At 45.7% G+C, this 15,953-nt stretch carries 10 protein-coding genes; 3 read left to right on the forward strand and 7 right to left on the reverse strand.

The window, feature by feature from the left end:
* A partial coding sequence (locus A3766_RS00605; RefSeq protein ID WP_068641454.1) for an acyltransferase occupies nt 1-824 on the forward strand: 824 nt, incomplete at its 5' end.
* Nucleotides 825-971: 147 nt separating this feature from the next.
* Here the strand turns inward: A3766_RS00605 and nhaB are convergent.
* From nhaB to A3766_RS00620, 3 genes are all read right to left on the reverse strand, one after another.
* Nucleotides 972-2,474 carry a sodium/proton antiporter NhaB gene (nhaB, locus tag A3766_RS00610; RefSeq protein WP_068633105.1) on the reverse strand — a complete coding sequence of 501 codons (1,503 nt, stop codon included), beginning with the start codon at nt 2,472-2,474 and terminating at the stop codon, nt 972-974.
* Between the two features lie 233 nt (nt 2,475-2,707).
* Nucleotides 2,708-3,988, reverse strand: a complete 1,281-nt coding sequence (locus A3766_RS00615; protein ID WP_068509950.1) for an Ig-like domain-containing protein — start codon at nt 3,986-3,988, stop codon at nt 2,708-2,710.
* A 16-nt stretch (nt 3,989-4,004) separates the two neighbouring features.
* The gene (locus A3766_RS00620) at nt 4,005-4,556 is read right to left on the reverse strand and encodes an outer membrane beta-barrel protein (RefSeq protein WP_068509584.1); all 552 of its coding nucleotides are present in this window, start codon (nt 4,554-4,556) and stop codon (nt 4,005-4,007) included.
* Nucleotides 4,557-4,741: 185 nt separating this feature from the next.
* Between A3766_RS00620 and A3766_RS00625 the strand changes: the two genes are divergently transcribed.
* Entirely contained in the window at nt 4,742-7,459 is a 2,718-nt protein-coding gene (locus A3766_RS00625) for a methyl-accepting chemotaxis protein (RefSeq protein WP_068633103.1), read from the forward strand.
* A 99-nt stretch (nt 7,460-7,558) separates the two neighbouring features.
* Entirely contained in the window at nt 7,559-8,446 is an 888-nt protein-coding gene (locus A3766_RS00630; RefSeq protein WP_197475500.1) for a CPBP family intramembrane glutamic endopeptidase, read from the forward strand.
* Nucleotides 8,447-8,524: 78 nt separating this feature from the next.
* Here A3766_RS00630 and A3766_RS00635 read toward each other — a convergent pair whose 3' ends face one another.
* The 4 genes from A3766_RS00635 to A3766_RS30025 form a co-directional block, all read right to left on the reverse strand.
* Nucleotides 8,525-10,453 (reverse strand): DmsC/YnfH family molybdoenzyme membrane anchor subunit, encoded by a 1,929-nt coding sequence (locus A3766_RS00635; protein WP_068641456.1) that lies wholly within the window; start codon nt 10,451-10,453, stop codon nt 8,525-8,527.
* A 1-nt stretch (nt 10,454) separates the two neighbouring features.
* Nucleotides 10,455-12,644 (reverse strand): molybdopterin oxidoreductase family protein, encoded by a 2,190-nt coding sequence (locus A3766_RS00640; RefSeq protein ID WP_068633098.1) that lies wholly within the window; start codon nt 12,642-12,644, stop codon nt 10,455-10,457.
* Nucleotides 12,645-13,057: 413 nt separating this feature from the next.
* Nucleotides 13,058-15,010, reverse strand: a complete 1,953-nt coding sequence (gene acs / locus A3766_RS00645; RefSeq protein WP_068509939.1) for an acetate--CoA ligase — start codon at nt 15,008-15,010, stop codon at nt 13,058-13,060.
* Between the two features lie 53 nt (nt 15,011-15,063).
* Nucleotides 15,064-15,953: hypothetical protein (locus A3766_RS30025; protein ID WP_197479139.1), on the reverse strand; the 890-nt coding region annotated here is incomplete at its 5' end.

A 15,953-nucleotide genomic window follows, 5' to 3' on the forward strand; every position in this document is an offset into this window, starting at 1 on the left:
TTTTAGTCGTTGGCGCTCTGCTTAAGATCATCATTCCCATCAATATCGTCAAAAAAATTGTGACTAAAACCCTTATTGCCTGTGCAACAAACTGGGTTTCTATGAACAACTTTTTTATGGCAATGTTTCTGAAGGTTGAGTGGGATTTTACCAGTGTTGAAGGGCTAACAAAAAATGATTGGTACTTTGTAAATTGTAATCATCAATCTTGGTCAGATATTCCAATCACTCAAAAAATCTTGAACCGCAAAATCCCTATGCTTAAGTTCTTCCTTAAAAAAGAACTTATCTGGGTACCGATTATTGGCATCTGCTGGTGGGCTTTGGACTTCCCTTTCATGAAGCGCTCCACTCCAGCACAAATAAAGAAAGATCCATCACTTGCCGGTAAAGATCTGGAAACCACACAAAAGGCTTGTGAGAAGTTTAAAACAACGCCAGTATCAGTATTTAACTTCCTCGAAGGTACTCGTTTCACACCGGAAAAGCATGCGCGCCAAGAGTCCCCATTCACAAACCTGCTAAAGCCTAAAGCGGGTGGAGCAGCTTTTGTTCTAGGCAGTATGGGCTCTCAAATGAATACCATGCTGGATCTTACAATTGTTTACCACGATAAAGATATCGGACCGTGGGATCTCTTCTGTGGTCGTATTTCGAAAGTAACCGTCCATATTAACAAAATAGAAATACCTAAAGAGTTCTTAGGTAAAGACTATAGTAGCGACCCTGAGTTTAAAGCAGCTTTTCAAGCTTGGTTAAATACACTTTGGGAAAATAAAGATCAGCTAATTACGGATATTAAAACACGTAATAATATCAACTAACGGTAGGAATAAATCCGAACTCATATCAGCCCGAAACAATCATCTTGCTTCGGGCTTTTTTGTGCCTCTTAGCCTGACCGGCAGCCCGGCATTTAAAGCATCCATAATTAAGCCCGGACAGGCCGGGCTATATCAAGCATTCATAGCCTAGAGTGTGAGATAAACACCTAGATAGCCAACAACACCTAATACCACAGTATATGGCAAGGCCATAACCACCATCTTGCCATATGATAAACGCACCAATGGCGCTATCGCAGAGGTCAACAAGAACAAGAAGGCCGCCTGACCATTTGGCGTTGCAACACTAGGTAGGTTTGTTCCGGTATTAATCGCTATGGCAAGCTTTTCAAAATGCTCGCGACTAATAGAACCGGCATCAAAGGCACTCTTCACTTCATCGATATAAACAGTCGCAACAAAGACATTATCACTAATCATCGACAGTACTCCATTCGCAATGAAGAACATGCCAGGCTGGGCACTTTCATCAAGCGACAGAACATAGTTAATCACACCCGAAAATAAGTGCAGCTCATGAATTACACCGACAATCGTGAAAAAGACAACGAGTAAAGCTGTAAACGGTAATGCCTCTTCAAACGCTTTACCAATTTGATGCTCTTCATTGATCCCAGTAAAGACAGTTGCAAGAATAATGACTGTTAAACCAATTAGCCCTACCGCAGCCAAATGCAAAGCTAGTGATACGCATAACAGTACTGCCACTGCACCTTGAGCAATCAACTTAGCTTTAAATTCCGGGGTCATTTTAGCCTTCTCTTCCTGATCAAAGTTTTCTAGAATCTTCCGAACCGAGCCTGGAATCTTAGCCCCGTAGTCAAATTTTTTGGTTTTCTCTAACAGAATACAAGTAAGCAAGCCAAAAAACAGAACCGGCATTGTAATCGGTGCCATTTGCAAGAAAAACTCTACGAAGTCCCAACCCAGTTTTTCAGAAATTAGTAGATTCTGAGGCTCACCCACCTGTGTACAGACACCACCCAAGGCAGTCCCTACAGCACCATGCATCATCAAGCTACGTAAGAATGCTCGAAACTGGGCAAGGGCCTGACGATGATCCTCATGAACGTCATCATCATCTCCATGGTCATGATCAATATGATGAAACTTCTTGCCCGACGCGACTTTGTGGTAGACAGAGTAAAAACCGACACAGACACTGATAATGACTGCGGTAACAGTTAAAGCATCGAGAAAAGCTGACAAAACAGCTGAAGCAACACAAAAGACTAAGGACAATTGCGTCTTCGATCGAATACCAAGAATGATTTTGGTAAATACGATGAGCAGCATACTCTTCATAAAATAAATCCCCGCCACCATGAAGATCAGCAACAGAATAACCTGCAAGTTATTCTCAAGTTCATGATAAACCGTCTCGGGCGACACCATACCTATCAGCACGGCTTCCAGCGCTAGCAAGCCACCCGGCTGCAATGGATAACACTTTAATGCCATCGCCAAGGTAAAAATGAACTGCACTATCAATAGCCATCCCGCAACATAAGGCGCAAGGGTAAACAAGATAGGATTAAAGACTAAAAATGCAATAATTGCGTTCTTGTACCAACTGGGCGTGTTGCCCAAAAAGTTTTTATAAAAAGCCTGCGATAAACTTCTGGCCATTCTAACTTCCTAAATCTCAGGGCTACAAGATTGGTATTTCATAGGGTGCTGAAATACGTCCTAATACGTAGCGAACTGCAACTCACTGAGTCAATGCGGATAATTAACTACTTGATGTAACAGACATAAAAAAGAGGGGTTTCCGCAATAAACACTGTGTCGTGCTTACTGCGGTAACTTTCAGTGCCCGTTTCCGGGGCGGCGGGGATTGTACGCTAAAAAACTAGCAAGTCCTATTCAACTTTAATGAAAAAATAAATATCTACATTGATATCGTTATCATCATCTTTATAACGAACCTGGTATTCAGACTCCCCCACGGCATCAAAGGTCACTAAGCCCGAACTAGAGATGTCAGCAGCCTCACCTGAAAGCGCAGTTCCGATCACCGACCAACTAGTTTCTTCCTCATCAGCCAGATCAACAATCCCTTCATCCCCTTTAGTATCAACGGTATAGAGTTTTAGCTGCGCCTCGCCGTCTTCCAGATCCAGTTCAATAGTGTCATCATCGTTATAGCTGTCATTCCCATACTTTACACGAAGCGATACCACCTCAACCGCTGCCTCTACATCTACCGCAAGTAAGGCTGACTGCAGCTCTCCTGAGCCTCCGGGGTCACAAGTAGCACTCACATTGCTAGACCCTTCAAGCAGTAGTTCAGCCAAGCCAGTGTCGGTATCAGAGAATGCCAGAATTGTTATATCAGAAGACCCCCATTGGACGTTTTCAGTTATATCAACGGGGTCTGAGCCATAATCACCCAGCGCTGAAAATTGACTACTTTCTTCCGCATAGAGCATTTCATCAGCAGAGCTGACGGAAATACTAGTCAGACCTCCCGCCACGACTGAAACTGTCACCCCTTCACTATCAATATCATCCTGGCTTGCTATGATTTGCGCATCATCAATAGACAAACCAGAGAGGACTCCTTTATCTTCTCTCGAGCCATCAGACAGCGCTACATCACCAACATAAATAACCGAGCTATCACTGACACTCCAGCTTACTTTATCCGAAATGTCTGCCTCATCACCGTCACTATATGTTCCCCTTGCAAGCAGTTGTTGCGAGGATGTTTGACATACTGGAAGGCTCGCAGGTTGATTACTGACGGCTATCGAGACCAAGGGTGCATCGGAAGAGCGCAATGCCTTAGTCGCCGAAAGGTCGGCAAGCCGTGCTATTACATCCGCCGTACCGTTAGATTTACCTGTCGCCACACCATTACTATTCACCGATATAATCGAAGAGTCTGAACTCGACCAGCTTACCGAACTTGTAATATCAATCTGGCTGGCACCGCCATCAACATTTCCCAAGGCTGTGAATGTCTCGGTCTCCCCTTCACGCACGCGATCATTCGAGGAAACAATAGAAATAGAGGTCAAATTCTTAGTGTTGACTTCAACGGCTTGAATATAAGTTTGCTCATTACCCACACCACAAGCTGTTAAGACAAAGCTAACTAAAAGTAAAACAGCCCGTGTCATCTTTTTTACTGAACACATATTAAGTCCTTTTTAACTAGAAACTTTGGCGTAAGCCCAAGCTCACACCATCCAGAGAGAGGTGATCCTCATCATAATAACGAAGGCCCTGAATATTGATAAAGGTCTCACTCGAACCCAAACGAAATTCAGCACCACCACCGTAGACAACGCCATGATACAACTCTCTATCTACGGGGCTGGAGGCGCTGCGGGTCATTTCCAGTTCAGACATGCCATAGCCAAGCAAGATAAACAATTTCCCACCGTTCTCAGCCTCTGGAGACTCGAAACGACCCAATATCCCAACCGAAGATACGAGACTCATATCAATACCAATATCGTCTCCCTCAGTGACACCTTGTGCGGCATAAACTTCAAGCCCTACTTGAGGCTCCAAATATAATCCCGCTCTCAGACCAGCTCCAGAGATATCGAACTCCGCTTCGCCACTTTGTTCATTACCAATAGTATTTATCAGGTAGTGGGCATCCAGCCCGGCATAATATTTAGGTTTATCTTCTGCAAAAGCGATACTGCTTAGAGCAAGTAAACATATACTCCCCCCAATGCATTTCTTTAAATTCATTCTCGTCTTCCCTTATCCATACCTTAAATAATGGTTTCCTAGCTTATCAAACTAGCGAGCAATCTTATCCTAATTTTTCGTTAAGCCAGAACAATAAAAATTTATCTACCACTAAGGTGATATTGTTTTTTTGAACTACATTGATACAGGCCCCAATCCTTATCAACTAATGGACGGTAATAAACATGAACCATCAAGAACAAATACAACCTCAATGGAAGCTAATTATCGGCTTCGCGCTAGCTTTGCTGATCACAGTTGGCTCGCTATTATCTGGTAGTGGGGCTATCGGCATATCCGGTAGTATTATCGCGCTTATCCTGGTGACCGCCATCGCATTCATTAACATCCATAACACACAGAACAATCTGGGCGCCCCAATCTCTCAGGTGAAGCATTTAGTCGATGAAATTTCCATGGGGAACTTTTCGAACGCTTCAGAAAATACTGGTGCGAAGAACAATAGCCTAGCCTCCAAGCTACAGGCTTTAGCTTATAGCCAACAGGAAAAACAAAACGAAATAGAGGCTTCTCAAGCCTCCACTCAGCGGATTATCTCTGCCTTAAACGTCTGCAACACCAATGTCATGATGGCCGATGATGACTACAACATTGTCTATATGAATGACTCCGTAAAGGAAATGATGCAAAGTGCTGAAGCAGACTTAAAAGTGGTACTTCCCAACTTTAATGCTCAAGCACTTATGGGAGAGAGTATTGATGTCTTCCATAAAAATCCGGCTCACCAACGGAGTATGCTAGAAGGCTTGCAAACTCAATATAACGGAAAAATCCAAGTTGGCACTCGAACATTCAGTTTGATAGCCACACCAATCTTTGATGATGAACACCAACGACTCGGCACCGTCGTCGAGTGGGATGATCAAACCGCGCAGCTAGCCAAGGAACAGGCTGAAGCTCAGTTGGCAGCAGACAATACGCGAATCAAACTAGCGCTAGATGTGTGTAGCACCAACGTCATGATGGCCGACGCTGAGTTCAATATCATTTATATGAATGAATCAGTACAAGAAATGATGAAAACTGCGGAAAGCGACTTGAAAGCAGAGCTTTCTCGCTTCGACGCCGATAACCTGATTGGCAACAATATCGACATCTTCCATAAGAATCCAGCGCATCAACGCAGCATGCTTGAGAAGCTCACCAGCACTTACCAAACCAACATTACGGTTGGGCCACGCACATTTAACTTAATCGCGACCCCTATTTTTGCTGAAAACAAAGAACGAATCGGTACTGTCGTTGAATGGAATGACCGAACAGAAGCGCTTGCTCAAGAAACAAAAGCCAAACAACTCGCCGAGGAAAATGCAGGCGTTAGACTGGCTCTCGATGTTTGTAATACCAATGTGATGATGGCCGATGCAAATTACAACATCAATTATATGAACAAAGCAGTACAGAATATGATGCGCGTAGCTGAGGCAGACTTACGCAAAGTGCTGCCAAACTTTGATGCCAATAACCTTGTTGGCAACAACATCGATGTTTTCCACAAAAACCCTGCACACCAACGCAGTATGCTTGAGCGTCTGACCAGTACATATCAAACTGAAATTAAGGTCGGTGTACGTACCTTTGGCCTAACTGCGACACCTATATATGGCGAAGACCAAACTCGCTTGGGTACCGTCGTTGAATGGTCAGATAGAACTGATGAGGTTGCGCTAGAAGGTGAAATTAACAGTTTGATAAATGCCGCCAACGATGGAGACCTTCGACAACGAATTGACCTAACCGGTAAAAGTGGCTTCTTCGAAAACCTCAGTAATGGTTTGAACTCTCTAATGGACAAGACATCCGAGTTTGTCAGTGAAGTCGGCGTGATATTTGAAGCAATGTCTGAAGGTGATCTCACCAAGAGTATCGAAAACAATTACAAGGGCGAGTTACTTGCCATCAAAAACAATGCAAATAACAGCGTTACCAAACTAAGTGAAGTGCTAACACGCATTCAAATCGCCTCAGAAACGGTTCGCACTTCTTCACAAGAAGTCGCGGAAGGCTCCGATGACTTAAGTCGACGAACCGAATCGCAAGCCAGCTCACTGGAAGAAACCGCTTCCAGCATGGAGCAAATTACAGCCACCGTAAAACAAACGTCGGAAAATGCCTCCGAGTCAAACACTATGGCAAGCGATGCGAAGGGTAAAGCGGAGCAAGGCGGTGAAGTTGTTCAAGGTGCCGTTAGTGCGATGCGTGAAATAATGGAATCTAGCAACAAGATCAACGACATTATCGGCGTGATCGATGAAATTGCCTTCCAGACCAACCTCCTCGCCTTGAATGCTGCGGTTGAAGCCGCAAGAGCTGGTGAGCAAGGCCGTGGCTTTGCTGTCGTTGCTGGAGAGGTTCGTACCTTATCGCAACGTTCTGCTGCCGCGGCGAAGGAAATCAAAGACTTGATTCGTGACAGTGTAAACAAGGTAGAATCCGGCTCAGCCATGGTTAACCAGTCTGGGCAAATGCTCAATGACATCGTCCAGTCAGTTGATCGCGTTGCCAAGATGATCAATGACGTCAACACTGCAGCAATCGAACAAAATAGCGGTATCAGTCAAATCAATCAGGCCGTTGCGCAAATGGACGAAATGACTCAGCAGAACGCGGCTTTGGTTGAGCAAACCTCTGCTGCAAGCCGTTCAATGTCTGAAGAAGCGAGCAACATGAATCGCCTGATTGCCTTCTTCCGCTTAGATGCTTCGCAGAGCTCGCATAGTTCTTCTCCCTCCTTCGCTTCAGCTCCGTCAACACCTGCAGCAAGTTACAGTGCACCAGAACCAACTAAAGAACCTGTCATCACCTACCAGGCAAGCAGTGCTGCGCAAGAGGATAACGGTGCAGCTTCGTTTTCAGAAGACGATGAGTGGGAAGACTTCTAAAAACACTTGATATCACGCATACTCAAAAAGACCGGTATATTTCCGGTCTTTTTTTTCGACTTTAGTAAACTGGATTTACAATTGTAAATGTATAGCTATATGGATATTCAACTGCCTCTCGAATTACTTCCAAGCTTTTCTGTCTACACACTGCTAGTCAGCTTATTGCTCAAGCCCGGCAAGCCACCTAGCCTACTTCTAAGCTTACCCTTGCTCGCAATCTTGCTGATTACAAGCTGGCTAACGCAAGTTATCGATTGGCGAACTGCTGCTTTCCTTGTTTTCGCCACGCTGATCATTAGTCAGGTTCAATCAAAGCATTTACCAATAAAAACCTTCGCCTGGATATTTTTAAGCCTTGTGCCCTTGATGCTAGCCTTACACCTTGTTCCCGGCTTTACTAAAACCACGGTCTTCGGCCCGGCCTTACTTGGTAACTCAAGCATTCCTTACACCCTAAGTGCTCACCTTGATAAAGCCTTGGGCGCAGTATTAATCTTATTTTGCTTTCGCTACTGGGTCAGCAATACGAGCCCTTCAAACCTGAAGAACGAAACCAACATAAAGCCCGAGCTATTCGCCAAGCTCGGCTTCGCTATGTTTGGGATTTTTCTGATCGGCTACATTTTGGGCGTCAATACAGATTTTAAATTCGGCCAGCTGACTTTGGCCTTTATTTTTATTAATCTGTTTGTGACCTGCATCGCTGAAGAAGCGTTCTTCAGGCTAATCATTCAGCGCTTTATATTCCTAAAATCGTCTACAGCCAGCGCCGCCATCATTGGCTCATCCCTTCTGTTCACTCTTGCTCACTTCCATACAGGGCCCGGGGCGATAGAGAGGCTCAGCCTAATCTTTGCCGCGGGTTTACTCTACGCATGGAGTTACCAGCGAAGCAATTCTCTGCTACTTGCTATCCTGCTTCACTTTAGCATTAACCTGATTCACTTTAGCTTCTTCGTTTATCCTGCCTCTTTTACTCATTGATGACTAAGCACGCACTAAATTCTATTGGCAATAAGGCCACTTTCTTTCGAAAGCAGCCTTCTCTTAAGTCACTTGCGATTAGTGTAGGTCAGGTACAACACCCACCTGAGGCATTTCTGCCAAACCAATGTCTCTGGCATGTTCTTCAAACCCTTTGTTCTTCCAGAAGAAAGCCCCTGGCATGGTTGTAGGTACAACCAATACATAGAAGAGTGCACGACCAACTAACAACATAATGATCATGCCAAGCCCCGCAGCGATACCAATCAGTGCAGCTGAAATACCGGTAGGCGCCCAGATAAAGAAGACTGCAGAGATAAGCAAGCCAAGCACTAAGCTGACGTTTCTCGCCAAGTAAGTATTGCCAAACGTCGTCCACTGAATGTAGTGCGCTGCTGCGCCCTCTCCCTGTTCAGTATTCAGGTAACGAGCATGAGCAACAAGACCTATTGACTCAACCAGCAAGCCAATAAAGACCAGACCAGACAAGACACTCAGAAGTGGTGCAAAGCTTAAATCTTGAAGCGAATAAGCAATACAAGCAAACACGGCAAAAACAATTCCGCCGACACTAAACATACTGCCAAAGAAGCTGGTCAATACCTGCCAATGATTCCAGAACGGGCGAGCTTTAATTCGATAGATACAGTGCATGAAGTACAAACCTATCAAAGCAGAGATCACCGCAAAACCACCCGCAATAGATATCAGCAAATCTAGGATACCCAACTGCAACCATTCATTGATCGCAGACAACACGGTATAGCCACATAGGCCCGCGAAGAACATGGCTATACCCAAGGCTTCCCGACTAAGTGGTGACCAACGCAAGTTATTAAACCCACGGTAGAAACGCAAAGGCTTACCCAAGTGCAGCGTAGAAAGGAATAAACCCAAGGCCTGAACAAAAATCATCGCACCCAATAATGGATACTTCATCGCACTTTGATCTAAAAATGCAAAGGCTTCAGGGAAGATAGACGGCCCCAACAGCAAAATCATAAAGGCACCGATCACTGCTTGAGTCGACAAGGTGAACATAACCAAAGGATTTTCTCGCGAACTTAGACGCTTCAAATTCCAAGATCGCTCTTTACCTGCTTTCTCATCTACAACTGAACGATAACTTCCATCTTCTTGCTTATGGTACTTGAGAGGCTGAACATCTGTTCGCGTCATCTCTTCCGGTAGAGTTTTGATCTGCTGGAAACGAATATTAGGTTGCGTAATTGATGGGTCAGGGAAGCCAGGGATACTCGCCTCAGTCTGCTCTCTATTTTCTGGCGTATCTTCAATAACACCAAAGTTCAATGCATTACCCAAACAGGCCGACACACAGGCTGGCTTCAAGCCTACTTCTAAGCGGTCAACACACATATTACACTTCGATACCTGACCTTTAACCGGGTCAAGCTGTGGTGCGTTATAAGGACAAACCCAAGTACAGTAACCACAACCAAAGCAGGTATCAGGATCCTGGAGTACCGCACCATATTCAGTATGCTTGGTATAAGCCTTTGTTGGACAGCCCTTCAAACAAACCGGGTCGTCACAATGGTTACACGCCATTGATATGTTCATGCGCTGATAGTCAGGGTAGGAACCCCCTTCTACATAACCAACCGAGCGGAAAGCCAAGTGAGCCGGATTTTCATTCTTTTCACTACAAGCGGCTTCGCAGGCATGGCAACCGATACAGTTGTCAGCGGTAAAGTGAAATCCGTGCTGCTTGTTTCGATTAGGGTTGCAACCTACAGAGGGGTTTTCATTGATCTGCATCGATCGCCCCTGCTCGAACGCGCCTTCGGTCAGATCCAATAAGTCAATCTTCTGCCCATAGCGGTTTTCTTCGCTTTCGTTCTTCTTCACCTTAGGATCATACAGCTTTGCATAGCCTTGCTCGTTATCCCTGAAGGTAAAAGTCGGTCTTTCGTTGGTGTTCTTTTCTTCGTTCGGCACACCGATCTGGTCCAAGCGGTCACGAACTTTTACTAATAAATTCAGCATATTAATATCCTCTTCGCTCAGCATTTAATTGACCAGCCACCGACTGGTCGACCGGTTCTATCTTGATCGCACACTGCTTAAAGGCAGGTTGCCTTGAGTGTGGGTCAAGCAAACCAAGCGAGACACGATTAACACAATCATGAAAGTGAAAAGGAATGAAAACCATATTTCTAGGAACTCTCTGCGTTAGCTGTACCATCACCACGGCATCACCGCGGCGCGAAACAATTCTCACATACGATTGATGCGCTACGCCTAACTCTGCAGCTGCGTCAGGGTTCATTTCCATGTAGGGGGTTGGGCTGAACTTATTCAGGTTACCCAACTTCCCGGTCTTAGTTCGGGTATGGAAGTGCTCCACTACCCGGCCACTATTCATCCAGAAGGGGTACTTGTCGCAAGGTGTTTCATTATTCTCGATATACGGCAAAGGAATCAGGTTCGCCTTCTTGCTCTTAGTCTGGAACTTACCGTCCGTATACAAACGAGGGTCGCCCTTGCCACTGTCATTTCCTTCGCGATAAGGCCACTGAATCCCTCTGGCTTCTTCCAGTATTTCATGCGTCATACCTGAAATATCTAAGGTTCTGCCATCACCTTTCGATAGCTGGCGCATTTCTTCAAAGGCCTCTGCCGTGGTATCAGGGAAGTTAATCTTCTGGCCATTCTCAAAACGCTTGGCCATTTCGTTAAAGATCCAGAAATCCGGCTTAGAGTTGGCATAAGGCTCAACCACTTTACGCACTAGGTTTACACGACGCTCCGTATTAGTGAAGCAACCTTCCTTTTCTGCCCAAACTGAACCCGGAAGATAGACATGAGAATATTGATTGGTTTCAACGTCACGGTAACTATCCTGAACAACCAAGAACTCCAGTTTTTCAAGCGTCTTACGAATTCGAGAGGTTTGCGGCATCGAGGTCATTGGGTTAGTCGCGATCAACCACAAGGCTTTAATCTGGCCCGTTTCAATTGCCGGGAAGATATCGGTTTGTTGCATCCCACGCTTAGTCGGGAAGAAGTCAGCATCGATACCCCAAAAATCTGCAATTTCCTGGCGGTGCTCTTCATTTTCCAAAGCCCTGTATCCTGGTAAGCCAGAACAAGAAGACCATTCACGCGTCCCCATAGCATTACACTGACCTGTAATAGACAAGCTGGTACCACCTGGCTTACCGATATTTCCGGTAATCAGGTTCAAGTTATTGATACCGACAACGCCGTCTGAACCATGAGTGCTCTGGTTAATCCCCATCGTCCAAATACTCATTGCAGCACCGGCTTTCGCATACAAGCGCGCGACATTACGAATCGTATCTTCATCAATACCACATATTTTTGAAGCACTGACCGGGTCGTAGTCCTTAACCAATGCTTCAACTTCTTCTATGCCCTGGGTGTTTGCATTGATGTAGTCTCGGTCTTCAAGACTTTCAGCCAAGATCACATGCATCAAACTATTCTGGAGCACCACATCGGTGCCAGGCGTGATGGGTAAGTGAATATCAGCAAATTGCGCCAACATGGTTACACGAGGGTCAACAACAATTACCGGGAATTTTCGCTTCTCTAAGGCCTCTTTAAGTCGCCAATAGATAATCGGGTGTTGCTCAGGCAGGTTTGAGCCCCAGGCAATTAAGCACTCCGTATGCTCAAAGTCCTCATAACAACCAGGAGGTCCGTCAGAACCAAAAGAGCGCTTATAGCCTGAAACGGCAGAAGCCATGCAAAGCGTCGTATTACCATCATAATGATTGGTACCAATACAACCTCGCACCAATTTACCCAAAGTATAAAATTCTTCAGTGAAGATCTGCCCAGTCGAGACGACAGCGACAGAATCTTTGCCGTACTTTTCCTGGATTCGCTTGAATTCAGCGGCCGTCTTATCGAGCGCTTGGTCCCAGCTGGCAGGCTTAAAGTCTTGATAGAATTTGTCGCGCATCAGAGGTTGACCACCGCGGCCCTCTGAATCAAATAGTTGGTGCTCAAAAATACCTTTAATACATAGCTTCCCACGATTTACATCTGCCCCGGTATCACCACGGGTTCCTACCGCTTTTCCATCCTCATCGATACCGACTTCAATCGAGCAACCAGTCGAGCAATAACCACAGGTGGTGTACTTCCATTCCTTAACAGGTTTTTCTACTATCTTGATAGGCTTTCTGTCTTTTCGACCAAACAACATAAACAAACACTCTCTCAATAATGAGCACCAATGCCGTGCAATACCTGAGCAATTTACTCAAGAATTGCACCAAGCTAGCGCAACATTTCTATAAGTCATTGATTTATAGATTAATAATTTTAGTAGCTGGAGTGATTTGCAATTAGCGAGCCAAGTTGTTGTCTAAATGATATCAGGGAAATTGCTGTCGATTTTACTGCTGGATCTGGCGGAGTGTTTTGTAGACAGAGCGGCCGTCCCAGGCTCGCTAGAGGGCTAGCAAGGGGGCAGATTCTGCGAGAGGTGGAACCGTTTGCCTACGGATTCGAGAAAAACCATACTTGTAGGCAGAGCCTTCCACGGCTCGCTGGCGGGCTAGCAAGGGTCAGGTTCTGCGAGGGGTTTCCCCCTCTGCCTACAGTAGCGTTGATTGCTTACTTGTTCAGTCGTTCATCAACCAATTTGGCGACCACTGAAGGATCGGCCAAGGTAGAGATATCCCCCAAGCTATCATGCTCGTTCGCGGCTATCTTGCGCAAAATACGGCGCATGATTTTACCAGAACGGGTCTTTGGCAACGCCGGTGCCCACTGTATGATATCCGGTGTCGCGACAGGGCCAATCTCTTTTCTCACCCATTGCTTCAAGGTGTCTTTGAGCGCGTCATTTAGGTCAATGTCATGGTCATGCATCATACTGACATAGACATAAATACCTTGGCCTTTAATATCGTGAGGGTAGCCAACAACAGCGGCTTCGGCAACATCTGGGTGAGCCACTAATGCACTTTCGATTTCAGCGGTGCCCATTCTGTGCCCCGAAATATTCAAGACATCATCAACACGACCGGTAATCCAGTAATAACCATCTTCATCGCGACGCGCACCATCACCTGTGAAGTACATACCTTCATAGGTACTAAAGTAGGTCTGGATAAAGCGTTCATGGTCGCCGTAGACAGTACGCATCTGCCCAGGCCAGCTATCCAGCATAACTAAATTACCTTCAGCTGCACCTTCCAGAATATTGCCTTCATTGTCGACAATCGCAGGTTTAACACCGAATAGAGGGCGTGTCGCCGAGCCAGGCTTTAATTCCGTGGCGCCAGGCAAAGGAGAAATCAGCACCCCACCCGTCTCGGTCTGCCACCAAGTATCGACAATCGGGCACTTTTCTTTACCTACTACACGGTGATACCAGTCCCAGGCTTCTGGGTTGATTGGTTCACCCACGCTTCCCAGCAAACGCAAGCTTGATAGGTCGCATTTTTCAACATAGGCATCGCCTTCTGCCATCAAGGCTCGAATTGCGGTCGGCGCAGTGTAGATAACGTTAATCTTATGCTTTTCAACAATCTGCCAAAAACGCGAAAAATCAGGGTAGTTCGGCACACCTTCATACATAACATTCACAGCACCATTCGCTAGCGGCCCATAAAGCATGTAAGTGTGGCCGGTGATCCAACCAAAATCAGCTGTACACCAGTAAACATCATTTTCCTGATAATCAAAAACAACTTCATGCGTCAGCGAGGCATAGACCATGTAACCGCCAGTCGTATGAAGAACACCTTTAGGCTTACCCGTCGAACCAGAGGTATAAAGCATAAAGAGCGGGTCTTCGGCATTCATTGGCTCAGGTTCACACTCACTCGAAGCACCTGCCAAAAGTTCATGATACCAAAGGTCTCGACCCTCGACCCAATTAACATCATTGCCGGTGCGTTTTAACACAAAGACATTTTCAACCGTCGTGACCGCATCGGTTTCAATCGCTGCATCGACATTTTTCTTTAGAGGAATCGCTTTGGCACCACGTACGCCTTCATCAGCCGTCACGACCCATTTCGCTGCACCGTCAGCGATACGAGCAGCCAAGGCTTCAGGAGAAAAACCACCAAACACAACAGAATGAATGGCACCAATACGAGCACAGGCCAACATCGCTACAGCAGTTTCAGGAACATTAGGCATATAGATAGTGACAATGTCGCCCTTTTTTACACCTGTTTGTCGCATGGCGTTGGCAAACTTACACGTTTCTTCGTACAGCTCTCGATAGGAAATATGCTTAGAAGAATCTAGCTCATCTCCCTCAAAGATAACTGCAGTCTGTTCACCACGCTCAGCCAAGTGGCGATCTAGACAATTTACCGAAGCATTCAAGACACCGTCGTAATACCAGCGAATATGCAAATCATTAGAAGAAAACGATACATCTTTTACCTGGGAATAAGGTTTGATCCATTCAAGGCGCTTTCCCTGCTCTGCCCAGAACGATTCATTGTCATCCTGCGACTGCTGATAAAGCGCTTGATAACGGTCTTGATCGATATTAGTGCGGGCTTTAGCCTGCGCGTGAATGGGATAAACTTTTTGATTACTCATGAGATGTCTCCGGTCCTTGTAGAGCCTCACTATTCAGAGTCTCTTTTTATTCTTTATGAGTCACCGGAAGAGTCGACTAAAGACGCATACTTGATTGATTCTAATAAACTTTCCAGTGGTATATCTTCAGCTGAGGAGCGAATTGCTCGCGCTAGAACTTGTTGATCACCAAAACCAGAAGCGTCATAACGGGCTTTGGATTGTCTGAGCTTTATCGACTGGCGGTATTCATCCAAACCGATGCGTTCATAATCAGACAATAACAATTGTTTTTGTTCTTCACTCAACTGATCAGGATCCAGAGAATGCAGCAAGCTATGAAGAAGGTCAACTGCTGCATTGCCCAGACGATCACCAAAACTGTAAATACACCCAGACAACAAAGTCACCATCTGTTCGGGTGTTGTATTTTTATCGCTAAAGAAGTTATTTAAACGAAGCCGTAGATCGACCCATGCATCTTCAGAATGCTCTGATAGCGGCTCCTCTACTAGCTCTGCTTTTTGCTCAACATAACGTTCAACGCTAGCTTCAACGCCGGAATCCAAAGCATTGTCTTCAACATGGATCTCTGATTCAGGAGACAAGTCGCCTTGAGCTTCCCGAACTTGGTCAAGCAAGGTTTGTTCATAACTCGAGACCGCTCTTTTATTCCCCTGGGATTGCTCTCCTGCCGAGCTAAAGCTTGCCATTTGCTCACGCAGCTTATCAAAAGAGCCCGGTTTATGAAGAGACGTCGTTTTTCTTGTCGAAGCCGCTTGTTTGGCCGCGATGCTTTTCTGTGGGCGAGCGACTTGTCGCTCTACTACTTTTTGCCAATAGGCGCTAAAGGCCAAACGCGGAACGCCTGTCTGGCTAAACAGGTCATCTATTTTTTCTGCTAAGCGATAAAAACAACGAGCGGAAGGATCGGTTTTAGGATAAAGCGCAACAGGACGCTGCA

It is taken from the genome of Oleiphilus sp. HI0132, from assembly GCF_001635845.1.

Excerpts from the sequence above, each read along its gene's own strand:
- A3766_RS00620 (WP_068509584.1), bottom strand. The coding sequence starts at position 4,556 with ATGAATTTAAAGAAATGCATTGGGGGGAGTATATGTTTACTTGCTCTA.
- nhaB (WP_068633105.1), bottom strand. The coding sequence starts at position 2,474 with ATGGCCAGAAGTTTATCGCAGGCTTTTTATAAAAACTTTTTGGGCAAC.
- A3766_RS00640 (WP_068633098.1), bottom strand. The coding sequence starts at position 12,644 with ATGTTGTTTGGTCGAAAAGACAGAAAGCCTATCAAGATAGTAGAAAAA.
- A3766_RS00635 (WP_068641456.1), bottom strand. The coding sequence starts at position 10,453 with ATGCTGAATTTATTAGTAAAAGTTCGTGACCGCTTGGACCAGATCGGT.
- A3766_RS00630 (WP_197475500.1), top strand. The coding sequence starts at position 7,559 with ATGGATATTCAACTGCCTCTCGAATTACTTCCAAGCTTTTCTGTCTAC.
- A3766_RS00615 (WP_068509950.1), bottom strand. The coding sequence starts at position 3,988 with ATGTGTTCAGTAAAAAAGATGACACGGGCTGTTTTACTTTTAGTTAGC.
- A3766_RS00625 (WP_068633103.1), top strand. The coding sequence starts at position 4,742 with ATGAACCATCAAGAACAAATACAACCTCAATGGAAGCTAATTATCGGC.
- acs (WP_068509939.1), bottom strand. The coding sequence starts at position 15,010 with ATGAGTAATCAAAAAGTTTATCCCATTCACGCGCAGGCTAAAGCCCGC.